This window comes from Ruegeria sp. YTSC192, assembly GCF_059609705.1.
The window spans coordinates 54,187-78,152 of record NZ_JBXWMG010000002.1 but is presented as its reverse complement, the minus strand read 5'-3'; the positions used below and the strand labels follow the sequence as shown (position 1 = coordinate 78,152).

Below are 23,966 nucleotides of genomic sequence, written 5' to 3'. Positions count from 1 at the left end.
TTGGAAATTCGCAATATGATCCGCCGGTTCGAAGGTCGGGTTGTGGTGGATGACGTCTCGCTGACGGTGGACGCGGGGCGGGTGACCTGCCTGCTTGGGCCGTCCGGGTGCGGCAAATCCACCACCTTGCGGATGATCGCCGGGGTCGAGATGCAGGACGCAGGCGAGATCTATGTCGATGGCAAGCTGATCTGCGACACGGTGTTCCGTGTCCCCCCTGAACGGCGCGAGATTGGCTTGATGTTTCAGGACTTTGCCCTGTTCCCGCATCTCAGCGTGGCCGACAACGTGAGCTTCGGCCTGAAAGGCAGCAAGGATCAGAAACGCGCGCGGGTCGAGGAACTGCTGACCAAAGTCGACCTGATGCGGTTCATCGACGGGTTCCCGCATCAACTATCCGGCGGCGAACAGCAGCGGGTGGCTTTGGCCCGCGCGCTGGCCCCGCGCCCCCGGATCATGCTGATGGATGAGCCGTTCTCGGGCCTCGACAACCGCCTGCGCGATGGTATCCGGGACGAAACGCTGGCCATCCTGAAAGAGGAAGACGCCGCCGTTCTGCTGGTCACCCATGAGCCGGAAGAGGCGATGCGCATGGCCGATGAGATCGCCTTGATGCGGGGCGGCAAGATTGTCCAGCAAGGCGCGCCCTACAACGTTTACACGCGTCCAGCGGACAAGGCGGCCGTCGCATTCTTCAGCGATGTCAACGTATTGCAGGCGCAAGTGAATGGTGCTTTGGCCGAGACCCCGTTTGGACAGTTCCTGGCGCCGGGCATTCCGGATGGCACCGATGTCGATATCGTTTTCCGCCCCCAGCACGTCAGGCTGGATTTCGACCGAAATGGCAAAGGGCCTTTGCCCACGGCAACAGACGGCGTCGCCGCGCGCGGCGTGGTCGAGCGTGCCCGGTTCCTGGGCAATGAAAGTCTGGTCGAGTTCCGGATGGACTATGACGGTTCGGTCCTGAAAGCGACGGTTCCGAACGTGTTTGTCCCCGCACCCGGGCGGGCGATGTGGCTGACCATTCGGCGTGACCGCTGTTTCGTTTTCCCCAGGTAGAGCGCAATTTCCCTGCAAGTGGTGCGCGAAAGCCGCAGATTGCGGGCCTGCATTGCTTGCCGCAACGCGGGGTCGGGTCTATCAAGGGCGAAACGCGGGGGTGGGACGGTCATGCGTATTCTGATTACCAATGATGATGGCATCAATGCGCCGGGGCTGATCACGCTTCAGGCGATTGCAAAGGATCTGGCCGGGCCAGAGGGCGAGGTCTGGGTCGTGGCCCCGGCTTTTGAGCAATCCGGTGTCGGCCATTGCATCAGCTACACCCATCCCATGATGGTCGCCAAACTTGATGAGCGGCGATTTGCGGCCGAAGGCTCTCCGGCGGATTGTGTGTTGGCGGGGCTGCATGACGTGATGAAAGACTGCCCGCCCGATCTGGTGCTGTCTGGCGTGAATCGGGGCAACAACTCGGCTGAAAATACACTCTATTCCGGGACCATTGGCGGCGCGATGGAGGCCGCTTTGCAGGGCGTGCCGGCCATTGCCTTGTCACAGTATTTCGGCCCGCGAAATCTGGGGCTCGAGGATCCGTTCGAGGCCGCCAGTCGCTTTGGCGCTGATCTGGTACGCCGCATTCTGGACGCGACACCCACGGAACAGGGCGATTACCGCCTGTTCTACAATGTGAATTTTCCACCTGTTCCCGCCGATGAGGTTCTGGGCACTCGGGTTGCCCCGCAAGGGTTCCGCCGCGATACAAATTTCTCGGTCGAGCCACACAGCTCGCCCTCGGGGCGGCGGTTTCTGTGGATCAAGGGCGGATACCAGCACAACCCAACCGCGCCCGGCACGGATGCGGCGGTCAATCTGGAAGGCTATATCTCGGTCACGCCGATGCGCGCGGATCTGACCGCGCATGACACGCTAGAGGCATTGAAGTCGATCGAATGAGTGGACTGGACCCAGAAACCGTCATGCAGTTCCTGTTCGCCCTGCGCAAGCGGGGCGTGACCGATGCGCGCGTTCTGGCTGCGATGGAGGCGGTCGACCGGGGGCGTTTCGTCACCGGCCTGTTCGCCGACCGCGCCTATGAGGATATGCCGCTGCCCATCACCTGCGGCCAGACGATCAGCCAGCCGTCTGTTGTGGGGTTGATGACGCAAGCTCTGGACGTGCGTCCGCGCGACACTGTCCTCGAGATCGGGACCGGGTCGGGGTATCAGGCGGCGATTCTCGCGAAACTGGCGCGGCGCGTTTACACGGTTGAACGGCACAGGCGGCTGGTCAGCGAGACCGGCAAGCTGTTCGCCGAACTGGGGCTGACCAATGTCACGGCGATGCTGTCCGATGGCTCGTTCGGTTTGCCGGAACAGGCGCCTTTTGATCGGATCATCGTGACCGCAGCCGCCGAGGACCCGCCAGGCCCGCTCTTGGCGCAGCTGAAAATCGGGGGTATCATGGTGCTACCCGTCGGGCAGTCGGATGCGGTGCAGCAGTTGATCAAGGTAACGCGCACCGAGACCGGTCTGGAATATGATGAATTGACGTCGGTTCGGTTCGTGCCGCTGCTTGAAGGGCTTGGCAAGGACGAGACGTAACAGGTTTTTTGGAATGGATCGCCGGAACCCCGGACAACAGGGGCAGGTGTTGAGGACATAAGTCATGAGAGCAGTTAGCAAATCAACGATGCGCCGTTGTGCGACCGGAGTTGCGGCCCTGGCCATTCTGGCCGGGTGCGAAGGGCCGTTGGATTACGATCTACGCGGACAACTCGGCGGGTTTTCCACCACGGATGCGGCGCAATCCGCCACCACCAGCCGCCCTGCGCCTGATGCGCGCGGGGTGATCACCTATCCAAACTATCAGGTCGCCGTGGCACGCCGAGGCGATACCGTGCGCGATGTGGCAGCTCGGGTCGGTCTGCCCGAAGGTGAGTTGTCGCGGTACAATGGCTTGCAGACAACCGACACGCTGCGCGAGGGTGAGGTTCTGGCCCTGCCGCGATCTGTTGGCGCGTCAAGCGGTGTGGATATTGCCTCGATCGCTGGAAACGCGATTGATCAGGCCCCGGATACGGGCGGGGTGCAGACGACCCTGCTGAAACCTGTTGAACCTGCGCCAACACCGGCGCCAGTTGCCTCTGGTCCTGAGCCGGTGCGCCACAAGGTGAAACGGGGCGAGACGGCCTTTACCATTTCGCGTCTCTATCAGGTGCCGGTTGAGGCGTTGGGCGAATGGAACGGTTTGGGCCTGGATTTCGCCATTCGTGAGGGACAGTATTTGCTGATTCCGGTCAAGAACCAGGCCGCCCCGCGTCAGGCGGCGGCAGCTCCGCTTGCTGCGACGGAGGTGACAGAGCCGGGACAGGGATCCCCGACACCGACACCGCCAAGCGCGACCCAGCCGCTACCGGACGAGCAGGTTGCGCCGCTGGCCGAGGCCCCTGCGGCCCCGGATGTCACAGCCGAAGCGCCGACCAGAAGCTCTGGCAACTCCGTGCTGTCCTTGCCGGTCGCGGGCAACATTATCCGAACCTATGACAAGGGTAAGAATGAGGGCATCGACATTGCGGCCGCACCGGGTACGTCGATCACCGCCGCTGAGGCCGGAACCGTGGCTGCAATCACTGCAGATGCGGATCAGGTGCCGATCATTGTTGTGAAGCATAACAATGACTTGCTGACGGTTTATGCCAATGTCGAGGATATCACCGTCAAGAAGGGTGATCGCGTACGGCGGGGACAGAAACTGGCGGAACTGCGCGGTGGCGACAATGCTTATGTGCATTTCGAAGTCCGCAAAGGGTTCGAGTCGGTCGATCCTGAGCCATATTTGAAGTGACCAGAATGGCCCGTTCCGGGCCATGCCTCCGGCGGAGGTATTTTTGGCCAGATGAAGGGCGGATCACCCGTGGGGATCGAAATCGCTGAGGCGTTTTCCCGGCTCGTCTGTGAAAAGCTCGGGCAGCGGGGTGACGGTTTCGATCAGGTCGATGCGAAAGACGCGGAAGCCGTTGCGCAGCTCGCACCACGCCGTAAGGGTCCAGACACGGCCCCAGTATTCCATATGCAGGGGGCGGATGGTGCGCTCGGTCAGGGTGCCGTCAATGCGGCGGTAGGACAGCTGCAGTTTCTGACGGGTTTTGATGGCGGCGCGCAGCGGGGACATATGCGCCAACCCGCGCGCGGCATCGGCGAAGGGGTAAACCGCGAATTTCCAGGTATCAGCCTCGGCCACGACCTGCGTGGGCAGGACGGCATCGATCTTTTCCGCCAGCGACTCGGCCGCGGCTTTCAGGTCAGGGTCAGCGGCCTCGGCGACGATGGCCATCCCTAGGTTCAGCGCCTCAAGTTCGGCCGTGGTCAGGTTGAGCGGGGGCAGGGTGATCTGCTCACGAACCATATAGCCCACACCGCGTTCGCCTTCGACGGGAACGCCCGAGGCGACCAGCGTATCCATGTCGCGATAGATGGTGCGGACCGACACTTCGAGCCGGTCCGCGATGTCCTGCGCGCGGTGCAGTTTGCCGTCGCGCAGGATTTGGATGATGTCGAACAGGCGATCAGTGCGACGCATGATGCGCCGTTCTGACCTGCGTCAGGTCATGTTCCATAGCACTGCCTCATGCCGCATCTGCAGGCTTTCGGGGTTGATTGCCGCCATCAGCGCCGGTGCAAAATCTTGCTGCGGAAATTCTGCGGCCGCCGTCTGAGCAGCGTTCATATCTTGCCAGACGACATAGTCCGTCCAGCGACCATCCTCCCCTTGGCTGAGGTGGCGATGGGCAAAGCCGGGTGCTGCGCGCACGAAGCTTTCGGTCGATTGGCTGAGTTTGACGAAGGCCTCGGCTGAGGTGCCCTCGGCCAGGGTGAAGGTGACGATTTCGGCGACATGGGTCATGTGTTTCTCCGTTGACCAGGTTGCGATACCGCTGTCCTAGCCCGTTACAACTGACATATACCTGTCAGTTGAGAAAGGCGAGAGCCATGAATTCGCAAGATCACATTAAATTTGCCGCCCGAATTGGCTGGATCGTCTTTTGAGACGGCGGCTTGCCGCGTAAACACGGGGTCAGACAAGGGTTCAGGCGCAATGCGCCTTTGAGAAGGAGAATAAACATGCTCAACAATATCGGACTTCCCGGCCTGCTGCTGATCGCCGTCGTGGTGCTGGTGCTGTTTGGCCGCGGTAAGATCAGCTCGCTGATGGGAGAGGTTGGCAAAGGCATCACCTCATTCAAGAAAGGCGTCAAGGAAGGCGCGGATGAGCTGGATCAGGACGCCTCCGAAGTGGCTAAGGACGTCACGCCCGAAACCGAGAAAGACAAGGTCTAAACCCGGATGTTTGATCTGGGCTGGACCGAGCTTCTGGTCATCGGCATCGTTGCCCTGATTGTGGTGGGACCAAAAGACCTGCCCGTGTTGTTTCGCAATGTCGGGCGGTTTGTCGGCAAGGCCCGCGGGATGGCGCGCGAATTCACCAGCGCCATGAACGAGGCTGCGGATCAGGCAGGTGTGAACGAGATCAAGAAGGGCCTTAACGCGGCCACGAATCCCGTGAACAGCGCGATGGATGGTGTGAAAAAGGCCGCTCAAGACTTGAGCAGCAGCATCGACCCCACCAAGTTCGACCCTGAAAGCGAAACGGGCAAGCTGGCGGCTGAACGGGCTGAACAGGCCAAGAAGATTCAAGCCACCTCCGCCCGCGCCGCTGCCGAACGCAAGGCCAAAGAAGCTGCTGACGCGTTGGCCAAGGCTGAAGAAGCCGAAGCTGCGCTGCACACTGAGAACAAGACATGACCAAGACCGACGAAATCGAAGACAGCTCGGCCCCGTTGATCGAGCATCTGGCCGAGCTGCGCACACGACTCATTCACTGCGTCGTGGCGTTCCTGATCGGTATGATCATCTGTTTCACGGTTGCGACGCCTCTATTCAACTTCCTGACGCATCCTTTGTGTGAGGTGTTGAATGAGCGCGGGCAGGATTGCGGGCTGATCTTCATCTCGCCGCAGGAAGGCTTCTTTGTTGCGATCAAGGTGTCGCTTCTGGGGGGCTTTATTCTGGCTTTCCCCTATATCGGGATGCAGATGTGGCGCTTTGTTGCTCCGGGGCTCTATCGGACCGAAAAGAACGCGTTCCTGCCATTCATGTTGGCCTCGCCCTTCATGTTCCTGCTGGGGGCAAGCTTCGCCTTCTACGTCGTCACGCCTTTGGCATATGACTTTTTCCTCGGGTTCCAGCAGTTCGGCGCGGAAGGTGAGGCCGTCGTTGACGGAAGCACCGCAGCACCGCTAAGCGTCGTGTTCCAGGGTTCCGCTCAGGAGTACCTGAACCTGACGATCAAGTTCATCGTGGCCTTTGGGCTGTGTTTCCAACTGCCCGTGTTGCTGACGCTGATGGGCAAAGCGGGGCTGGTCACGGCCGAGGGGCTTGGTGGTGTTCGCAAATACGCGGTGGTCGCCATTCTGGTGCTTGCGGCGTTGGTAACGCCTCCCGACGTGATCACGCAGGTCATTCTGTTCGTGGTTGTCTATGGCCTCTATGAGGTTTCGATCTTCCTCGTCGCCCGGGTTGAGAAGAAACGCGAAGAACAACTGCGTGCCGATGGCTACTATGACGACGAGGCCGAAGCAGATGAGGATCTGATGCAGGAAGAAGACGGGAAGTAGTCTCTTGCTATTCCCTAGGTAGGCGCGTCTATAACGGGCGCGCCTTTTTCGTTGGAACCCCTTGTTGCCTAAAGCCGAACGTGGTTTGACACCGTTGGAAAAAGATCCCGGAGGCCGCCATGGACACTCAAGCCCTCAACCGTATCGCCAACGCGCTAGAGCGGATGGCTCCGGCCCCTCTGGCGGCTCCGGACTTCGATGGCGCACCGGCCTTCGTCTGGCAGGTTGAGCCTGACCGGCTTGAGCCTGTTCCTCAGGTCAACCGCGTGGATCTGGATCTGTTGGTCGGTATCAACCGTTCACGCGATACCCTGCTGGACAACACAAGGCGTTTCGCGGCGGGTTACAAGGCCAACAACGCGCTGCTCTGGGGCGCGCGGGGGATGGGGAAGTCCAGCCTAGTCAAGGCCGTCCACGGCACGCTGCAAGCCGAGTTCCCCGACCTGAAACTGGTCGAGCTTCAACGCGAAGACATGAGCTCGGTCGCGCGCCTGTTGAACCACCTGCGTTCAGCGCCACACCGGTTCATCCTGTTCTGCGATGACCTGTCGTTCAGCCACGATGACCAGCACTACAAGTCGCTCAAGGCCGTGCTGGATGGCGGCATCGAAGGTCGCCCCGAAAACGTTGTCTTCTACGCCACCTCGAACCGCCGCCACCTGATGCCACGGGACATGATCGAGAACGAGCGCTCCAGCGCCATCAACCCGTCCGAAGCGGTCGAAGAAAAGGTCTCGCTATCAGATCGTTTCGGGCTGTGGCTCGGCTTCCATCCCTGTGACCAGGACGAATACCTGGCCATGATCGACCGTTACTGCGCCGCCTACAAGGTGTCCGTCGACCCGGAAACCCTGCGCGCGGAAGCCATCGAATGGCAGGCGACGCGCGGGTCACGCTCGGGCCGTGTTGCGTGGCAATTCTTCGTCGATCTCGCTGGGCGCAACGGCGTCCATATCGCGTGATCCCAGCTTCATCTGGCTAAAAATACCTCCGCCGGAGGCATGGCCCAAAGGGCCATTCCTTACAACAACGCCAGAATCCGAGCCGCCTCATCCGTTGTGCTGGTCAGCACATCGCGATCCTCGCCGGGATGAAACCGCGCACGCACGGCTGTCGGCATCGGCGCAGGCTCGACAATTGACACCTTTGGTCCTGTCCGTTCAGTCTCAACCTGCCAACTGCGCGCAAGTGCCATCTGGGCGGCCTTGGTGGCGCCGTAGATGCCGTAGAACTTCTCGCCCGCTTTGGGGTCATCAAAGAACACGGCATGCCCGGCCTCACCCAACAAGGGCGTCACATAAGGGATCAGAACCGAGGTGGCATTGGCGTTTGTGTTCATCGCCTTTGTCCACTCTTTGGGGTCGACGAAATGCGCCGGTGTAAGGGCCGAAGAATGCACGGCCGTATGCAGCCACAAATCCACTTTGCCCCAGCGGTCATGAATGCCCCGGCATAGGGTGGCCATTGCGTTGGGATCGGTGATGTCCATCGGTGCAAGGGTGGCTGATCCGCCCTTGGCCTTGATCCTGTCGTCCAGCTCTTCCAGCCCGCCGGTGGTGCGGGCAACGGCAACGATATGGTACTCGGGGGCCAGCGCTTCGGCCAGCGCCGCGCCCAACCCGCGTGAGGCCCCGGTGACGAGGGCAATTTTGGTGGCAATTTTAGTCTGATCGGTCATGGCAGCGGTTTGAACGCCCGCGCGCGGGTCGTCAAGAGGGCGCTAGCCCCCCGGAATTCCAATCCGGCGGGTCTGGCCGCTTTGTCGCAGCATGATCCCGTGTTCATCAACGGCGACAACGGTGCCCGAGGCCACACGGCTGCCCGGCTTGACCTCTTTTACACGTCCCGAAGACAGGCGCATCAAAGCGCGCAGGTCGGCTTTCGGGCCAAAGACACCCAGAACCGAGACCGAATTTCTTTTCAACGCGCCCCGCTGCGTGGCCGCGCTTTTGACATTTGCATTTGGCATTTTCTGCGGCTCGAACCCGGCTCGAACCCCTTGTGTGAGTGGTGGTGGGGCGCTGCCTAACAAACCGTGAGGTAAATCAAAAGGCCACCTAGCTCGCATTGGATCACGGTGGGGAGAGGGGGCCGGAAGCCTTTGCAATCAGGCCATTCCTATCGGCGAAATCCAGCCAAAACCGTGGCAATACCCACGGCCTGCGCTGTTTTCCGATTCGCGTTGTCTCTTTAGCCCGACGCCAGCTTCGCCGCGTTCCACGACCCACCGACAACCTGCATGTCTTCGCGTTTTTTGCTGACACGCGTGCTGTTTTCAAGATTGTCGAGGTAATCGTCGTTGATGCTGCCGGTGATGTAGTCACCATTGAAACAGGAACAATCGAATGACTCGATCTCGGGGTTGCCTTCCTTGGCGGCCCAGATCAGATCGTCGAGGTTCTGATAAATCAGGGCATCTGCGCCCAGTTCTTCGCGGATCTCTTCGATCTCTTTGCCGTTGGCGATCAGTTCATGCTTTGTGGGCATGTCGATGCCGTAGACATTGGGGTATTTCACTGGCGGCGAGGCGCTGGCGATATAGACCTTCTTGGCCCCGGCCTCACGGCACATCTGAACGATCTTCTTGATCGTATTGCCGCGCACGATCGAGTCGTCGATCAGCAGGACATTGTGATCCTTGAACTCCAGCGGAATGGCGTTCAGCTTGCGGCGGACGGATTTCTGGCGCTCGGCCTGACCGGGCATGATGAATGTCCGACCGACATAGCGGTTCTTCACCAGACCCTCGCGATAGGGAATGCCGGTGATCTTGGCGGCCTCAAGCGCCACGGGGCGGGCACTGTCGGGGACCGGGATGATCCGGTCGATCTCAAGACCCGAATCCTGAATCTGTTTCGCCAGCGTTTGCCCCATACGCATCTGGGTTTTGTAGACTGAAACGCCATCCAACAAAGAATCCGGGCGGGCCAGGTAGACATATTCAAAGATACAGGGCGTCAGCTTGCCTTCGACGGCCTGAAACTCGTGCATGTTGCCGTCCAGATCAATCAGGATGGCCTCGCCGGGGTTCAGGTCGCGGATCTTGTCAAAGCCATTGATGCCAAAGGCCACATCCTCCGAGGCGAAGGCGTAGTCATTGCCGTCGCCTTCGCTCTCGCGAATGGCGACCGAAAGGGGGCGAATGCCGTGCGGGTCCCGGAAGGCCAGCATGCCAACACCGGCAACAAGGCAAATGACCGAGTAAGCGCCCTGAACACGTTCCATCGTCATCTTCACGCCGGCAAAGATATTGCGGATAGGTTCCGCGTTTCCGTTCACCTTGATCGCGTCGGCCACCTTGTCTGCCAGAACGTTCAGCATGATCTCGGAATCCGACGTCGTACGCAGGTGGCGGCTGTACTTGCCGGTGACCTTTTCGCGCTGCTCGGCGGTGTTGGTGATGTTGCCGTTATGGACCAGATAAATCCCGTAAGGCGCATTGACGAAGAAAGGCTGCGCTTCGGACGCGCTGAGCGACCCTGCGGTGGGATAGCGCACATGGCCCATGCCAACCTTGCCCTTAAGCGTCTCGGCGTCCGTAGCGTTAAACACGTCCTTGACCAGGCCGTTGGCTTTCTTCTCGCGGAAGTTCTCGCCGGTATAGGTGACGATCCCCGAGGCATCCTGCCCCCGGTGCTGCAGCATCAGCAACCCGTCATAGATTTCAGCAAACACATCATGTGTCCGACTTGCGATCCCCAAAATCCCACACATGTACGGGCTCCAATTTCTATGACGTTGTGACCAGAGGTTTGTGCAACGGTCGGATATGGATCGGTCGTATCGTTCGTATCGTGCAGGCCAGACGGTGCATCATCACCGCATAGCAGGCAGATGAACATAGAAAGGACAAACCCGACAGCTCCGATTCCGTGGCAGTTTGGCCTCCACATACTGCCTTAGAACGCGGCTGTCATCAAAGGATCACAATTATGCAGGCCGTAGTTTCGATTTCTACAGGTTGAGCGTGGTGACATATGAATTCATTTGTGCTGACATAACGATAATGTCATCGCAGATCTTAACGGGGAGGGGGCCAGAATGTGGCAGCAACGCTCACCAAACAAGAAAGATGAGCCGCCCAAAAGGCGCTGCCACCGATGTCGGGGCATGGGGCGTGCCCCGTGTCAGATCTGCAATGGCGCAGGCGAGGTCGTTAAAAGCCGCGATATTCTGGGCAAACCGATTTCCAGCCGCTGTGATGGCTGTTTTGGACTGAAGACCATCCGCTGTACGGTCTGCGGGGGTGAGGGGTTCGTCCAATGACAAAAGCCCGGCGCATGAGGCCGGGCTTTTCGGTGAATAGTCTGAAAGGATCAGCTGTCGCTGGTTTCCGCCGCAGGGGCCGAGCCACCCGCGGTGCAGCTGGCCACCAGCTCTTCGTATTGCGAGGTGATCCAACCCAGTGCGGCTTCGGGGTTTTGTTCTTCAATCTGGGTGCTGAACTGTTCGAACACCTTGGCCGAGCGGCTTTCGTCCACAATCGTGTAGGACTGGCCGGTCATCACAGTGTCGTAGACAAAGAACGCGATGGCGACCAGCAAGATACCGCGCGCGATGCCGAAGAAGAACCCAAGCGCCTGATCCAGACCGCCCAGAGCCGATCGTTGAACCAGCGAGGAAAACAGCGGTGTGAAGATGCTGACCACGATCAGGGCAATTGCAAACACGGCTGCAAACCCGGTAATGACCGACAATTCGCAGCTGTCGCGCAGGAAATCCCCGACCACCGGGATTTCCTTGACCAGTGGCACGGCCTGCGGCGCGAAGATGAATGCCAGAACGGCGGCCGCGACCCAGCCCGCGATGGCAAGAACCTCGCGCATGAAACCGCGCGAATAGGCCAGAATGCCTGACAGCACGATGATCAGGGCCACAACCCCGTCAATAATTGTAAAACCTTCCATGGCCCTCGCCTGTTCTTTTTCTGCCCCTCAAGGCGCAACTCTAACCTGCTCCGAAGGTTTCGCCAACAAACCCCACCAAATCAGAGGGTCGGGTGAGTGTCAGACCTGCCACAGTACCGGTTTTGCCGCCTGCCGGAGCGATTGCCGATGTGAAACCAAGTTTTTGTGCTTCTTTCAACCTGTTTTCGGTCTGAGGGGCCGGTCTAAGTGCCCCAGACAGCGAGATTTCTCCGAAAACGACTGTATCGGCGGGCAGGGCACTGTCTTCTCGTGCGCTCAGCAGGGCTGCTGCCACGGCCAGATCGGCAGCGGGTTCACTGATTTTCAACCCTCCGGCCACGTTCAGATAGACATCAAGGCCCGTGAAAGGGACGCCGCAGCGGGCCTCTAACACAGCGAGGATCATGGCGAGACGCCCGCTGTCCCAACCCACTACGGTGCGTCTTGCCTGAGAATGGGGCGAGGGCGCGACGAGTGCCTGAAGTTCAACCAAAACGGGGCGAGTGCCTTCTATGCCGGCAAAAACCGCTGATCCGGGGCTGGGTGTCCCGCGCTCCGACAGGAACAGCGCCGACGGGTTGGTGACCTGCGCCAGCCCCTTGCCCGTCATCTCGAACACGCCAATCTCATCTGCGGGGCCAAAACGGTTCTTGACCGCGCGCAGGATGCGGAACTGATGCCCGCGTTCGCCTTCGAAATAGAGCACGGTGTCGACCATATGTTCGACGACGCGGGGGCCTGCGATCTGGCCCTCTTTGGTGACGTGGCCGACCATGATGATTGAAACACCGTGTCGTTTCGCAAACGTGGTCAATTCATGCGCTGCGGCCCGGACTTGTGACACCGAGCCGGGCGCGCTGTCTACATTGTCGGCCCACATGGTCTGAATCGAGTCGATGATGGCGAGGCCGGGTTTTTCAGCCTCAAGCGTTGTCAGGATGTTGCGCAGATTTGTCTCAGCCGCCAGTTGAACCGGCGCGTCTTCAAGCCCCAGACGGCGGGCACGCATACGGACCTGCGCACTGGCTTCCTCGCCCGAGACATAAATCGTTTTGACGCCGGCACGCGCGAACCGAGCGGCGGCTTGTAGCAGAAGAGTGGATTTGCCGATGCCGGGGTCTCCGCCCACCAAAAGGGCCGAGGCGGGGACGAGGCCGCCGCCCAGAACGCGGTCAAGTTCATCCACCCCGCTGAGTGTACGGGGTGGCGGGGTCTCCTCGGTCGACAAGTCCGTGAGTGCAATGGACTGGCCCCGCTTGCCGCCGAGGGATTTCTTGGCAGGACCCGCCGACAGGGGCACATCCTGCGTGATCGTATTCCATTCGCCGCAGGCGTCGCACCGCCCGGACCATCTTGTATGTGTCGCGCCGCAGGCCGAACAGGAGAAAGAAGTTGTCTTTGCCATGGGGCCTTTGGTGCCCGAGGATGGGCGGTTCTTCAAGCCCTTGCGGGCATTCATCTCCGCCGGTGGCGCGCCGCGTCCTCAGGCCCTTCGGGCCATCGGGTACGGCGGGCGCTGACGCGCCTATTCCGCCGCGCGAGGGGGTGACATGGCCACCACGCTGGAGGCGCTTGGGTCACTGCCGTCGGGGGGTGTCTGCAATTGCGCTGAAAGCTCGGGGAGGAGGTCGAACAGCTCATCGCGCAGGCGCGACAATTGGGATTTGGCGATGGATTCCTCGATCTCTATATCGCGGGTCCATTGGCCGAGTTCGTGCAGGATGGTCTGGGCGTCTTCGATCCGTTGCTGGAACAGTTCGACCTCTTCCTGCCGTTGCTTCAGGAATGTGCGGGCGCGTTCGACCCGGTCGTTGCCATAGGTTTCGGCCAGTTCGTGGCTGATCTGGCTCATCTGAGCAGCCGATTCCAGGATCTCAGGTTCCAACGCCTGAAGGTCGGGGTGGTCGCGCAAAAAGGCCATACGCTCTTTGACCGCATCGAATTCCGAGGCCAGAGCGAAAACACCGCTGCGGTCGGCGGCGTGGGCGATCTGGTAGGCTTCGACGATGTCCTGCATGTTCAGCGAAAACTTCCTGTGCGCATTCTCAAGCGCCATCATCCGGGCGCTGGAGGGCAGGTAGAAGCCCAGCATGAGAATCAGGCAGGTCAGGCCGATCTGGACAAAAATGCCCGCGTCGATCACGCCGGTCTGGCCGAATCCGGCCTGAAGGGACAGCCAGGGCAAAACCCCCAGCGCCGAGAGTGAGGTTGCAACCACCGCTCCGAGGGCCGCGATGCAGATCATGAAAAAAGTCAGTCTTAAAAAGGCATTCTGAAATTGCAATGTAATGTTGTTGAGGGCGGGCATGGTCGTCCATCTCCTTCTCAAACCGATACAAATCGGGCCGAAGCGGAGGACATATCAAACACGCTAGGTGATCCTCTGCGGACCCGTAAACACTAGAACTTGGCTGCTCGAAATATAAAGATGATACTTAGAAATGTGTTTTCAATCAACACGGTCTAAGCTTTTCGTGAAGTGGATGTCATCTCGGTAATATATCCCAGCGCGATCGAGGCCAGAATGCAGCCGGTAAACAGGTAGAGGCCCCAGGCCGTTTCGATGGTCGCGTAAGAGATCCCCTTGGCCAGCGTGATGTAGAGCGCGATCAGGAAGATATCGGCCATCGCCAGCTTGCCGAGGATGTTGAGCGCGGGTTGGACGCGTGGGTCCAGCAGGTTCCATTGGATCAAGGCGGTGCCGATGGTTTTGATGTAAGGCGCGAAGAGGGCGAAGATTGTGACGACCAGCGCGAGGAAGATATCGGATTTCCACAGGGATTGGAGGCCGGTGATGACGCTGATTTCGGATAAGCCGAAGATCGGCAGCAGGCCGGCGCGCATCAGCGGGGCGAACCACGCGATGGGGTAGAGGATCAGGAGGGAGAGGGTGGCGAGGCGGAGGGTCATGACTGCAAACTTAGGCATTCATGCTCGTTACGGTAAGCACTGTACCAACAGAATAGATCACAAAGACCGAAGCGATCAGGAGGTCAGACTGCCGCTTTTGGGATACGGTCGATCGCAGTTTTCGATGCAGAATTACCCCTGAAACGATGGAACCGGCCATCACTGAAAGGTTAGATATCGGACCTGCAACGTCAAACACCATTGACATGATTGCGGCAAAAACGACGCCGGGAAGAAGGCCGTACAGCGCAGCGAGAATAACAGGGAAGAAGACCACTTCCATTCCAATTGATCTGCGCACGCCTGACTTTTCGCCGATGAAGTGAACAATGAACCAAGCGATTGCGACTGATAGAAAATACGAAAACAGCAATTGGTCTATAATCAGGCCTATGCTGCCCATCACCGCACCGCCTCAATCGGCCCCTCTGCGCTCCCGCTGATGAACTGCTCCAGATACGGATCGCCCGAGGCATCCATCTGACCCACAGGCCCGGTCCACTGGATCACCCCGTCATGCAGCATCGCCACGTTGTCGGCAATTGCGCGGACGGAGGTCATGTCGTGGGTGATGGTCATGGCGGTTGCGCCCATCTCGGTCACGATCTCTCGGATCAGGTCGTTGATGACGCCGGACATGATCGGGTCGAGGCCCGTGGTGGGCTCGTCGAAAAAGATGATCTCGGGCTCGGCGGCGATGGCGCGGGCAAGGCCCACGCGTTTCTGCATCCCGCCCGACAGCTCGGACGGAAAGCGGTCGGCGACGTTGGATTTCAGGCCCACGCGGCGGAGTTTCTCGATGGCGATCTCGCGCGCCTCATCCGTGGGGCGTTTCAGCGAGCCGCGCAGCAGGCGGAAGGCCACGTTCTGCCAGACGGGTAGCGAGTCAAACAGGGCGGCGCCCTGAAACAACATGCCAAAGCGCGCCAGAAACGCGTCTCGGTCGCCTTTGCTGGCGTCCTTGCCGTCAACATAGATCATGCCGCTGTCGGGCTTGATCAGGCCAAGGATACATTTCAGCGCAACCGATTTGCCCGTGCCGGACCCGCCGATGATCACCATCGAGGTGCCCTTGGGAATCTCAAGGTTCATGCCTTGCAGCACGTGGTTGTCATCAAAGGACTTTTTGACGTTCTCCATCCGGATCATAGCGAGAAGAACACTCCTGTCAGAACGAAGTTGGCGGCGAGGATCAGCACGGCGGCGGCCTCGACCGAGCCTTTGGTGGCGCGACCCACACCCTGTGCGCCCCGGCCCGAGTTCATGCCGTAGTAGCAGCCCATGATGGCGGCGATCAGGCCGAAGGCGGCGCCTTTGACCAGGGATGAGACGATGTCGCGGGTTTCAAGGAAGTTGACCGTGTTTTGCAGATAAGCAGCCGGGTTGAACCCGAGGTTCTGTGTCGCCACCGTATAGCCGCCCATGATGCCGATGATGTCCCCGATACCGACAAGAATTGGCACCGTGATCAGCGCCGCCAGAACACGCGGGGCGGTCAGATATTTCATCGGATGGGTCGACAGGGTGACCAGCGCGTCAATCTGCTCGGTCACTTTCATCGTGGCGATCTCGGCCGCGATGGAGGAGGTCACGCGGGCCGCGATCATCAGGCCGACCAGAACCGGGCCAAGCTCTCGTACCATGCCGATGGCAACGATCTGAGGGACCACCGCCTCGGCATTGAACCGCGCGCCGCCTGCATAGATCTGCAGGGCAAGCGCGCCTCCGGTGAAGATGGCGGTCAGGCCGACCACGGGCAGCGACAGCCAGCCGATATTCAGCAATGCCAACGCGATCTCGCGCGGATAATAAGGCGGGCGCAGGATGTGGGACAGGGCGTCGAGACCGAACAGGGTCACGCGCCCAAATGCGGCCAGCAGGCTCAAGACGGCGCGGCCCAGCCCACCCAGCAGAGACAGCGGGTTCATTCCACATACCCTCGGGAGTAGCGACTGCCCATGGCGGTCAGGATCTCATAACCAATGGTGCCGGCGGCCTCGGCCAGATCATCGACGGTCTGATGTCCGTTCAGGATGCGCAGTTTTTCGGGTTCAAAGCCCAGATCGGTGACGTCGATGGTGATCAGGTCCATCGAGATGCGACCGACGACCGGGCAAGGTTGATTGCCTGCAAAGGCGTCAATACCGCCGCCGATAGCCCGGTGCAGGCCGTCGGCGTATCCAGCTGTGACGGTGGCGATCTTCGACGGGCGGCGTGCTGTCCAGCTGTTGCCATAGCCTACGGTTTCTCCGACCGCGACGTCACGCACCTGCACGACCGGCAGATCGACGGTGACGACGGGCTTAGCCTCGGCAAAGGGCATTCCGCCATAAAGGCCGATGCCGGGGCGGCAGAAGTCAAAGTGGAATTCAGGCCCCATCATGATGCCGCCCGTGGCTGCCAGAGACCGTGGCGCGGTCGTGCCTTCGGTCATCCCGCGAAACGCGGCCAGCTGTTGGCGGTTCATTGGATGGTCCGGCTCGTCCGCGCAGGCCAGATGAGACATCACAACCGCCGGGTTCAGGGCTTCGGCCTGCGGGCGCAACTCGGCCCAGTCGGCGGGCTCCAGCCCCAGTCGGTTCATGCCGCTGTCCAGTTGGATGCCAAAGCTGTGGCCGGGCAGGGCCTGTTGATGGCGTTGGAATTGCGCGCCCGAGTTCAGCAGTGGTGTCAGGTCGTGATCGCGCAGCAGCTGGGTATCGCCTTCCATATGGCCCGCGAATACGGCGACCATCGGCCCCGGCCCGACGGCGCGGCGGACGGCGGCGCCTTCTTCGGCCGCGGCCACAAAGAACTTGCGAACGCCCTCCTCGGCCAAAGTTGCGGCCACGGGTTCGGCCCCCAGGCCATAGCCGTCAGCTTTCACAACGGCGCCGGTTTCGACATCCGTTTTCGCGTCTAGCGCCCGCCAGTTGCTGGCAAGCGCCTGAAGATTGATGGTCAAACGTGCGGTACTCATGATGCTGTTCATGACACTGGATCGGGTCAGGTCAAGAGGGGATCGTACATAGCTCGGCAGGAAAACCCGCAAGATAGGCGGCATACGGCCATCTGCCGCAGCGATTTGGCAAGGATTGAGGGGGCGTAGCCGCAACGAGGCGCGTCGTGGGACTGTGCAGCGATAGAGATCAAAGGCCTCTGGCCCGGCGGATCGTTCAGAGCGGACCACGTCGGCGGGCAGTCTTATCGCCGCTCGTCGAGCAGGGGTTTGTTGTTGTTGAGATGCCGGGTCACCAATTTGCGCTGGTGTTTGTTGCTTGGAATATAGCGGGCGGGCCGTGGGGCGGCAAAGAGGGCGAGCTCTGGGAAAAGCAGCATCAACTCCTCGCGTGAGGCTTCATCCATGGATTGCAGCGCCTGCGGGCCGGTAAACAGGCTTTCGCTGGGGGCGTCTTCGGCAAACAGAACAACGTGGCGGGCGAACACAAGGTGGTGATAGGTCACCTGCGATACGGTGGTGTCGATGAAAACGCCGGGCATTCGGGTCAGTTGAATGGCCGAAATCAGAACAGATTCAGTTCCGAACATGCGTCGCGCAATAGGGGATCGGATCAGCATCCGGTGCTGGCGCGAGACCAGAAGATCGCGTTTCGGCAGCGACTGTCCAAGCGCCCCCGCGACAATGCGAACAGGAAACAGGCGCGGGGTCTTTAACATCTCGGCCCGGTTCAGAGTGCGCGACAGGGTCAGGCGCAGCGTCTCGGGCAAGCCACTTTCGGTCAAAACCTGATCGCCGGCGCGCAGTGCTTCAACGGGAACATTGCCTCGTGGGGTGCCGATCAACGTGCCCGCAGTGAAACAGGGCGCGCCGGGGCTTGGGTTGGGGTTCTCGACGAAATTCACCCCGTCAGTCGACGTGAGGGACGAGGTGTCATCTGTCCCATTGCTGCCGATCTGGGTCGAGGTCTGCCCGCTGGCCGCGCCTTGTGTGGCGGTGACCTGACTGTCGAAGGACACAAAGCTCAGCACTGTGCCGTTGTCGTCCAGAGACACTGCACCCAGCCGATTGATACGGGCCGAGACCACGTAGTAGTCGAAACCGCTGACCGTGTTCACCGGCGCAGTGTCGACATCCGTGGAGCTTCGAACCGAGCCGTTGGCGTTGTAAACCTGAACCCTCAGGCCCGAGACATCCGTACCGGTCGGAACGCGAATTTCGATGAAATCCCCGTCCGGCGCAAAATTCGGCCCGTTTCTGTATCGTATTTCCGAGATGATTGCGGGCAATGACGTTGGCCTTGCTGAAATCCGGCAGTACGTGCCGTCATTCAGTACATACTAACACACGACGATTGGCATTCAAAATCGGCAATTTGAAGATTTATGGTGACTTTTAGTAACCTTCGATTTCGCCGCTCTGCTGCCAAGGCTTGACCAGATTGCCAAAGCGGGTGAACTGCGCCTCGAAGGACAGCTCGACCGTGCCGATGGGACCATGGCGCTGCTTGCCGACGATGACTTCGGCCTTGCCATGCAGGCGTTCCATGGCCTGCTTCCAGTCTTCCATCTTGTCCAGCTCGTGATCGCCGGGCTTTTCGCGTTCTTTATAATATTCCTCGCGGAACACGAACATCACCACGTCCGCATCCTGTTCGATCGAACCCGATTCCCGCAGGTCAGACAGTTGCGGGCGTTTATCGTCGCGGTTTTCCACCTGACGCGACAGCTGCGACAAGGCGATGACCGGGATGTTGAGCTCTTTGGCGATGGCCTTCATGCCCATGGAAATCTCGGCAATCTCGTTGACGCGGTTTTCAGCCATGCCCCGGCACAGCTGCAGATAGTCGATCACCAGCAGGTCCAGCCCGTGCGTCCGCTTCAACCGGCGCGCACGCGCCGCCAGTTGCGAGATCGGCAGGGCGGGCGTGTCGTCAATGAACAGAGGGCAGGCCTCAAGTTCCTTGGCGGCATCGACGAAGCGGCGGAACTCGGCCTCGGTCATGTCACCCTGACGGATCTTGTGGCTGGAGATTTCCGAGGCTTCGGCCAGAACCCGGCCCGCCAGTTGCTCGGCGCTCATCTCAAGCGAGAAGAACCCGACCACGCCGCCATCAATCGCGCCTTCGCTGCCATCGGGTTTCAGCCCGCGCTTGTAGGCCTTGGCCACGTTGAACGCCACGTTGGTCGCAAGCGAGGTTTTCCCCATCGACGGACGCCCGGCCAGAATGATCAGGTCCGACGGGTGCAACCCGCCCAATTGTTTGTCCAGATCGGCCAGACCGGTGGATATCCCCGCCATGCCGCCACCGCGCTGGTACGCTTCGTTGGTGACGTTGACGGCTTCTGTGACCGCCTTGAGGAAGGATTGAAACCCTTGTTCGGTCTGGCCCTGCTCGGACAACTGGTAAAGCTGCTGCTCGGCTTCGACGATCTGTTCTTTCGGCTCGCTGCTGACATCGACGCGCGCGGCTTTGTCCGAGATGTCGCGCCCCAGCCGGATCAGTTCGCGCCGGATGGCGAGGTCATAGATCATCTGGGCATAGTCATGTACCGCGAAGGCGCTGATGGAGGCCCCGGCCAGCTTGACCAGATAGGCCGGACCACCCAGTTCCTTCAGGCCCTCATCTTCGGCCATGAAGGATTTAAGCGTGACGGGCGACGCCAGCGCGTTTTTGGCGATACGGGTCGAAGCGACCTCGTAGATGCGGGCATGCACCGGGTCATAGAAATGCTCGGGCCCGATGATCGAAGCCACCCGGTCATAGAGGTCGTTATTGGTCAGAATGGCACCCAGAAGCTGCTGTTCGGCCTCAATGGAATGCGGCATGGTTTCGGCGTTTTGAATCTGCGCCGCTGCCTGTTCGATACTGCTGATCTCGTTCATTGCTGCTCTCACCGTCCCTTGGGACAAAGTCCATAGCTTAGCCCTGCGAGTCGGGGCAAATTGTATGTTTTCTGGGGATATGCTGTGAATATCTCCGGACCCCATCATCTTGAAGCATGATGGGACCGGACGTCAACATATTGTGCGGATTAAGCCCGCTTGGCAGTCACTGTTTCCGCTTGGAAAACAGATTTCGCAACGTCAGCTTTTGTTTGCTTCCTGCCACCCGCGCGGGTCGTTCAGAAAGGCTTCGACACCGTTAAGGGTCTCTTCATCAAAGGTCTTTTGCGCCTTGGCCTCGGCCAAAACATCCCACCATGTACACAGCGAATGCAGCTTCACGCCGTGATCGCCGAGGGTCTTCTCGGTCTCGGGGAAGATGCCATAGTAGAAGATCACTGCGGTATGGCCGCAGGTCGCGCCCGTATCGCGGATCGCATCCACAAAGGACAACTTCGAGCCGCCATCGGTGGTCAGATCCTCGACCAGCAGCACACGTTCACCTTCGCTCATCGCGCCTTCGATGCGGGCGTTGCGACCGTAACCTTTGGGCTTCTTGCGCACATAGGTCATGGGCAGCGCCATCCGCTCGGCCACCATGGCGGCGAACGGGATGCCAGCTGTTTCCCCGCCCGCGATGTTGTCGAACGCCTCAAAACCCGCTTCGCGCATCACGGTGACGGTCAGGAAATCCATGAGGGTCGAGCGGATGCGCGGGTATGAGATCAGCTTGCGGCAGTCGATATAGGTCGGGCTGGGCAGGCCGGATGCCAAGGTGAAGGGTTCGCGCGCGTTGAAATGCACGGCTTTGATCTCCAGCAGCATGCGCGCGGTAAGGCGGGCGATTTCTGTGCTGTCGGGAAAGGAACTGGGGATCATGGCGCAAACCTCAAGGCTGATGGGTGTTGCGGGCTGATAGCCTGTCCATCGGCCCGGAGTCGAGAGGGCCAAAAAAAGAAAAAGCGGACCCGCGACAGGCCCGCTTTGGCCCCTGCTGACGATGGGCAGCCAAGATGGGCCTGGCTACGCATGTCATGGGCTGGGTCCAATGGAAGGCTGGACACATGCCCGTTTGTTCCGATCCCGGCGTTTACGCCGGGCGGGGTGACGAGTGCAGCCGTCTGAGTGATGGAATTGCAGTGCTTGCCGCAAGGGAATCGCGATCATTGGATTGGTTCGCTGCGCCGCACATCGGAGCTAAATTAAGGTAAGTCGTTGCGATTGCGTCAAGGTTTCAGAAGATATCAGCGCGGAGACCTTGCCGAACACCTTGTCCCTAAAAGGCTGCGCCGGTCCGAAGTACCTCGAAACGGACCGGCGCTTTGCGAGGGGGTGTGTTTACTGAAACCACCGCAGATCGAAGAAAAAAGAGGCAGAGCGACAGAAGTTGCCTGTTTTGACAGCCTTTTTGCAACTGATTGCAAATTCGGCGTCCTTCGGTGCGGGTGCTGAAAATTTAGGCGCTTTCGGAAAGGGCGCGGACCAGCAGACGCAGTGCATGGTCACGCGCTGCACACCGAACCTTATCGCGGCCGAGGGCGCCGAATTCGACGGTTTCGACATGTGTCGGCTGCCCCTCGGCGGCCAAACCAAAGCACACCCGACCTTCGGGTTTGAACTCCGACCCTCCGGGGCCGGCGATGCCGGTGATCGAAACGGCCAATTGAGCGCGCGATTGGCGCAACGCACCGTCGGCCATTTCCCGTGCGACCTGTTCCGAGACCGCGCCATAGGCGTCCAGCGTTGCGCTGCGCACCCCAAGCATCTGCTGTTTGGCCTCGTTGGTGTAGGTGACGAACCCGCGGTCCACTACGGCCGAGCTGCCGGGGATGTCGGTCAAAGCAGCGGCCACCATGCCACCTGTGCAGCTTTCTGCGGTTGCGATCATGATACCTTGTGCTTTGGCTTGGTCCAGCAGTTCGGATACGGTCACAGGCCCAGCACTCCGTGCGCGATCCCTGCCAGAACCATCACACCGATGGCCGCAAAAACCCCGGCGATCACATCGTCCAGCATCACGCCCATCGCGTCTCCTTTGCGATCGGCCCAGCCGACGGGGCCGGGTTTGGTGATGTCGAACAGCCGGAACAGCACGAACCCCGCGACCCAACCGGGCCAGAGCGCGGTGATCTCGATCCCATGCGCCCAGCTTGGGTAGGAAATGGCCCAGAGCGCGATGAACTGGCCCGCGACCTCATCGACCACGATCTCGGACGGGTCGTGATCCTCTTGCCCGGCGGTCATCACCTTGGTGGCCCAGAGCCCCGCGATGAACACGACGAGCGTCGCAAGCACGAGTAGGGGGAAGCCGCCCAGTACGTGCAGGACCCATGCCAGAGGCAAGGCCGCAAACGATCCCCATGTGCCAGGGGCAGGGCGCAGATATCCAACGCCGCAAACGGTTCCGATCAGACGCGCGACACTCATGCTTTCACCAGACAGGCAGTGGCGAGCGACGCGATGCCTTCGCTACGGCCGGTAAAGCCCAGACGCTCGGACGTGGTGGCCTTGACCGAGACCTGATCGGCGCGCAATCCCATGATTTTAGACATTTCTTCCTTCATCTTTGGGGCATGAGGGCCGACTTTGGGGTATTCGCAGACCAACGTACAATCGACGTTCGAGATGCGGTAGCCCATTGCCTCGGCCAGCTCGACCGCATGGCGCAGGAAGATCTCGCTTGCCGCGCCTTTCCATTGCGGGTCCGAGGGCGGGAAGTGCTGGCCGATATCCCCTTGCGCCAACGCGCCGTAAATCGCGTCGGTGACCGCATGCATGCCGACATCCGCGTCGGAATGCCCTTGCAGCCCACGCTCATGCGGGACTTTCACACCGCAGAGGATCACATGATCGCCTTCGCCAAAACGATGCACGTCATAGCCATTGCCCAGCCTCACATCCATAGTCGTTCCCATTATCCGTTCCGCCCGCTCGAAATCCTCGGGGCGGGTGATTTTCAAATTGTCCGCATCGCCCGGCACAATGCAAACCTCAAGACCTGCGGCCCGTGCGACTTGTACATCATCGGCAGCGCCACCGGGATGCGTGGCATGCGCTTTAACGATGGCATCGTAGTGAAACCCCTGAGGGGTCTGCGCTGCGAACAGGTTGTTGCGGTCCTGCGTCCCAGAAACCGAGCCTTCATGCCCGATCCAAAGCGCGTCTGTGACGGGTAATCCGGGGGCTGCGGCCTGGTGAGTGTCCAGAGCGTTCAGGACGTTCTGAATGAGATGTGCCGAGACACAGGGTCGTGCCACGTCGTGGATCAAAACACGGCTCACTTGGTGATTTTCCAATGCCTGCAACCCGTTACGAACCGAACCTGCCCGATCTGCGCCACCTGCGGCCAGTATCAGCCCGGTCTCGCGAAACTCCTCCCAAGCCGGGGTGTCTTCTTCGGACAAGACCAAAACGATGTGATCGACAAGGCCGCGAAATCGGTCGATCGTCCAATCCGCCACGCGACGACTGGCCAGCGCGCGCCACTGCTTGGGCGTGCCGCCTCCGGCGCGCAATCCGCGCCCTGCGGCAACGATTATGGCGGCTGTGGTCATGGTCTGGTCTCTCCGGAATGCTGCGCTTTGTTTAGGGGGCGGTGAATGCAGAGGCAATCACCCATGGTAATGTGATTAAAAAATAGGCAAGTGATGAT

Annotated in this window: 28 protein-coding genes; 9 read left to right on the top strand and 19 right to left on the bottom strand. The window is 60.2% G+C overall.

Features of this window, described 5'->3' with window-relative positions:
* Positions 1-15 precede the first annotated feature (15 nt).
* From AC2FD8_RS03610 to AC2FD8_RS03595, 4 genes are all read left to right on the top strand, one after another.
* Entirely contained in the window at positions 16-1,059 is a 1,044-nt protein-coding gene (locus AC2FD8_RS03610; protein WP_496854077.1) for an ABC transporter ATP-binding protein, read from the top strand.
* A 111-nt stretch (positions 1,060-1,170) separates the two neighbouring features.
* Complete coding sequence (gene surE, locus AC2FD8_RS03605; RefSeq protein WP_496854076.1) at positions 1,171-1,953, top strand: 5'/3'-nucleotidase SurE; 783 nt, start codon at positions 1,171-1,173, stop codon at positions 1,951-1,953.
* Entirely contained in the window at positions 1,950-2,600 is a 651-nt protein-coding gene (locus tag AC2FD8_RS03600) for a protein-L-isoaspartate(D-aspartate) O-methyltransferase (RefSeq protein ID WP_496854075.1), read from the top strand. Before surE ends, AC2FD8_RS03600 begins: the two co-directional genes overlap by 4 nt.
* A 64-nt stretch (positions 2,601-2,664) precedes the next feature.
* Positions 2,665-3,843: a peptidoglycan DD-metalloendopeptidase family protein gene (locus AC2FD8_RS03595; RefSeq protein WP_496854074.1), complete on the top strand. Its 1,179-nt coding sequence runs from the start codon at positions 2,665-2,667 to the stop codon at positions 3,841-3,843.
* A gap of 63 nt (positions 3,844-3,906) precedes the next feature.
* Here AC2FD8_RS03595 and AC2FD8_RS03590 read toward each other — a convergent pair whose 3' ends face one another.
* Positions 3,907-4,578, bottom strand: coding sequence for a helix-turn-helix transcriptional regulator (locus AC2FD8_RS03590; RefSeq protein WP_496854073.1), 672 nt, complete (start codon positions 4,576-4,578; stop codon positions 3,907-3,909).
* 21 nt (positions 4,579-4,599) lie between these two features.
* Positions 4,600-4,902: a hypothetical protein gene (locus AC2FD8_RS03585; RefSeq protein WP_496854072.1), complete on the bottom strand. Its 303-nt coding sequence runs from the start codon at positions 4,900-4,902 to the stop codon at positions 4,600-4,602.
* Between the two features lie 218 nt (positions 4,903-5,120).
* Between AC2FD8_RS03585 and AC2FD8_RS03580 the strand changes: the two genes are divergently transcribed.
* The 4 genes from AC2FD8_RS03580 (at position 5,121) to AC2FD8_RS03565 (ending at position 7,635) form a co-directional block, all read left to right on the top strand.
* On the top strand, positions 5,121-5,336 hold the full coding sequence (locus tag AC2FD8_RS03580; RefSeq protein ID WP_496854071.1) for a twin-arginine translocase TatA/TatE family subunit: 216 nt from the start codon (positions 5,121-5,123) through the stop codon (positions 5,334-5,336).
* A gap of 6 nt (positions 5,337-5,342) precedes the next feature.
* On the top strand, positions 5,343-5,801 hold the full coding sequence (gene tatB / locus AC2FD8_RS03575) for a Sec-independent protein translocase protein TatB (RefSeq protein WP_496854070.1): 459 nt from the start codon (positions 5,343-5,345) through the stop codon (positions 5,799-5,801).
* Positions 5,798-6,673 carry a twin-arginine translocase subunit TatC gene (tatC, locus tag AC2FD8_RS03570; RefSeq protein WP_496854069.1) on the top strand — a complete coding sequence of 292 codons (876 nt, stop codon included), beginning with the start codon at positions 5,798-5,800 and terminating at the stop codon, positions 6,671-6,673. Before tatB ends, tatC begins: the two co-directional genes overlap by 4 nt.
* A 119-nt stretch (positions 6,674-6,792) precedes the next feature.
* A complete protein-coding gene (locus AC2FD8_RS03565) occupies positions 6,793-7,635 on the top strand; it encodes an ATP-binding protein (protein ID WP_496854068.1) in 843 nt (280 codons plus the stop codon).
* Positions 7,636-7,694: 59 nt separating this feature from the next.
* Here the strand turns inward: AC2FD8_RS03565 and AC2FD8_RS03560 are convergent, their stop codons facing one another.
* The 5 genes from AC2FD8_RS03560 to radA form a co-directional block, all read right to left on the bottom strand.
* On the bottom strand, positions 7,695-8,351 hold the full coding sequence (locus tag AC2FD8_RS03560; protein WP_496854067.1) for an SDR family NAD(P)-dependent oxidoreductase: 657 nt from the start codon (positions 8,349-8,351) through the stop codon (positions 7,695-7,697).
* 42 nt (positions 8,352-8,393) lie between these two features.
* Positions 8,394-8,597: a hypothetical protein gene (locus tag AC2FD8_RS03555; protein ID WP_496854066.1), complete on the bottom strand. Its 204-nt coding sequence runs from the start codon at positions 8,595-8,597 to the stop codon at positions 8,394-8,396.
* Positions 8,598-8,863: 266 nt separating this feature from the next.
* Positions 8,864-10,387, bottom strand: a complete 1,524-nt coding sequence (gene purF / locus AC2FD8_RS03550) for an amidophosphoribosyltransferase (protein ID WP_496854065.1) — start codon at positions 10,385-10,387, stop codon at positions 8,864-8,866.
* A 602-nt stretch (positions 10,388-10,989) separates the two neighbouring features.
* A complete protein-coding gene (locus AC2FD8_RS03545) occupies positions 10,990-11,580 on the bottom strand; it encodes a CvpA family protein (RefSeq protein ID WP_496854064.1) in 591 nt (196 codons plus the stop codon).
* A 40-nt stretch (positions 11,581-11,620) separates the two neighbouring features.
* Positions 11,621-12,985: a DNA repair protein RadA gene (gene radA / locus AC2FD8_RS03540; RefSeq protein ID WP_496854063.1), complete on the bottom strand. Its 1,365-nt coding sequence runs from the start codon at positions 12,983-12,985 to the stop codon at positions 11,621-11,623.
* Here radA and AC2FD8_RS03535 point away from each other — a divergent pair.
* A complete protein-coding gene (locus AC2FD8_RS03535) occupies positions 12,888-13,100 on the top strand; it encodes a hypothetical protein (RefSeq protein WP_496854417.1) in 213 nt (70 codons plus the stop codon). The genes radA and AC2FD8_RS03535 overlap by 98 nt on opposite strands.
* Positions 13,101-13,105: 5 nt before the next feature.
* Here the strand turns inward: AC2FD8_RS03535 and AC2FD8_RS03530 are convergent, their stop codons facing one another.
* The 12 genes from AC2FD8_RS03530 to AC2FD8_RS03475 form a co-directional block, all read right to left on the bottom strand.
* Positions 13,106-13,888 carry a kinetochore Spc7 family protein gene (locus AC2FD8_RS03530; protein ID WP_496854062.1) on the bottom strand — a complete coding sequence of 261 codons (783 nt, stop codon included), beginning with the start codon at positions 13,886-13,888 and terminating at the stop codon, positions 13,106-13,108.
* A gap of 155 nt (positions 13,889-14,043) precedes the next feature.
* Positions 14,044-14,490, bottom strand: a complete 447-nt coding sequence (locus tag AC2FD8_RS03525; protein ID WP_496854061.1) for a paraquat-inducible protein A — start codon at positions 14,488-14,490, stop codon at positions 14,044-14,046.
* 10 nt (positions 14,491-14,500) lie between these two features.
* On the bottom strand, positions 14,501-14,893 hold the full coding sequence (locus AC2FD8_RS03520) for a hypothetical protein (protein ID WP_496854060.1): 393 nt from the start codon (positions 14,891-14,893) through the stop codon (positions 14,501-14,503).
* Positions 14,893-15,639 (bottom strand): ABC transporter ATP-binding protein, encoded by a 747-nt coding sequence (locus AC2FD8_RS03515; protein ID WP_170466619.1) that lies wholly within the window; start codon positions 15,637-15,639, stop codon positions 14,893-14,895. The genes AC2FD8_RS03520 and AC2FD8_RS03515 overlap by 1 nt, the downstream gene beginning before the upstream one ends.
* Entirely contained in the window at positions 15,636-16,418 is a 783-nt protein-coding gene (locus AC2FD8_RS03510) for an MlaE family ABC transporter permease (RefSeq protein WP_496854059.1), read from the bottom strand. Before AC2FD8_RS03510 ends, AC2FD8_RS03515 begins: the two co-directional genes overlap by 4 nt.
* Positions 16,415-17,449, bottom strand: a complete 1,035-nt coding sequence (gene alr, locus AC2FD8_RS03505; protein WP_496854058.1) for an alanine racemase — start codon at positions 17,447-17,449, stop codon at positions 16,415-16,417. Before alr ends, AC2FD8_RS03510 begins: the two co-directional genes overlap by 4 nt.
* Before the next feature lie 224 nt (positions 17,450-17,673).
* Positions 17,674-18,717 carry a Hint domain-containing protein gene (locus tag AC2FD8_RS03500; RefSeq protein WP_496854057.1) on the bottom strand — a complete coding sequence of 348 codons (1,044 nt, stop codon included), beginning with the start codon at positions 18,715-18,717 and terminating at the stop codon, positions 17,674-17,676.
* A gap of 106 nt (positions 18,718-18,823) precedes the next feature.
* Positions 18,824-20,314, bottom strand: coding sequence for a replicative DNA helicase (locus AC2FD8_RS03495; protein WP_496854056.1), 1,491 nt, complete (start codon positions 20,312-20,314; stop codon positions 18,824-18,826).
* Positions 20,315-20,515: 201 nt separating this feature from the next.
* A complete protein-coding gene (locus AC2FD8_RS03490) occupies positions 20,516-21,193 on the bottom strand; it encodes an orotate phosphoribosyltransferase (RefSeq protein WP_496854055.1) in 678 nt (225 codons plus the stop codon).
* Positions 21,194-21,770: 577 nt separating this feature from the next.
* Positions 21,771-22,247 (bottom strand): CinA family protein, encoded by a 477-nt coding sequence (locus AC2FD8_RS03485; protein WP_496854054.1) that lies wholly within the window; start codon positions 22,245-22,247, stop codon positions 21,771-21,773.
* Positions 22,244-22,741 carry a phosphatidylglycerophosphatase A family protein gene (locus AC2FD8_RS03480; protein WP_496854053.1) on the bottom strand — a complete coding sequence of 166 codons (498 nt, stop codon included), beginning with the start codon at positions 22,739-22,741 and terminating at the stop codon, positions 22,244-22,246. The genes AC2FD8_RS03485 and AC2FD8_RS03480 overlap by 4 nt, the downstream gene beginning before the upstream one ends.
* Positions 22,738-23,868, bottom strand: coding sequence for a bifunctional 2-C-methyl-D-erythritol 4-phosphate cytidylyltransferase/2-C-methyl-D-erythritol 2,4-cyclodiphosphate synthase (locus AC2FD8_RS03475; protein ID WP_496854052.1), 1,131 nt, complete (start codon positions 23,866-23,868; stop codon positions 22,738-22,740). Before AC2FD8_RS03475 ends, AC2FD8_RS03480 begins: the two co-directional genes overlap by 4 nt.
* Positions 23,869-23,966 lie beyond the last annotated feature (98 nt).